Origin of the sequence: Salinicola sp. DM10 (genome assembly GCF_017306975.2) — a bacterium.
Taxonomy (GTDB): Bacteria; Pseudomonadota; Gammaproteobacteria; order Pseudomonadales; family Halomonadaceae; genus Salinicola.
This window is the reverse complement of record NZ_JAFLEN020000056.1, coordinates 1-516: the sequence shown is the minus strand read 5'-3', so window position 1 is coordinate 516 and position 516 is coordinate 1. Positions and strand designations below refer to the sequence as shown.

Sequence of the window (516 nt, the reverse complement as noted above, 5' to 3'; positions counted from 1 at the left end):
GATGCGCCGGTGGCCGTTGCCGATACTGGCAGCACCGGTGAGAACGCCACCCTCAATGTGTCTGCCGCCCAGGGCGTGCTGGCCAACGACAGCGATGTCGATGGCGGCACCCTGAGCGTCAGCGCAGTGAACGGCACCGACGCCAACGTCGGTCAGGCGATCACCGGCTCCAACGGCGGTACCTTCACGCTGAACGCGGATGGCTCCTACAGCTTCAACCCGGGCACGGCGTTCGATCGCCTCGCCGTGGGTCAGAGCGACACCACTCAGATCAGCTACACCGTCAGCGATGGCCAGGGTGGCAGCGATACCGCCACGCTGACTGTGACGGTTACTGGCACCAATGACCTGCCGGTGGCCAAGGCGGATACCCAGACCACCGGCGAAAACGCCACCCTGAACGCTCAGGTTCCAGCGGCGACGGATGTCGATGGCACCGTCGAGAGCTATCAGCTGGCGACCGGCGTGGGCCAGGGCAATGGCTCGCTGAGCTTCAATAGCGACGGCTCCTACACC

The 516-nt window shown here is 65.3% G+C and carries 1 protein-coding gene; it reads left to right on the top strand.

All coding sequences use genetic code 11. The features are described 5' to 3' along the window. A partial coding sequence (locus tag J0A90_RS18625) for an Ig-like domain-containing protein (protein ID WP_233076969.1) occupies nt 1-516 on the top strand: 516 nt, incomplete at both ends.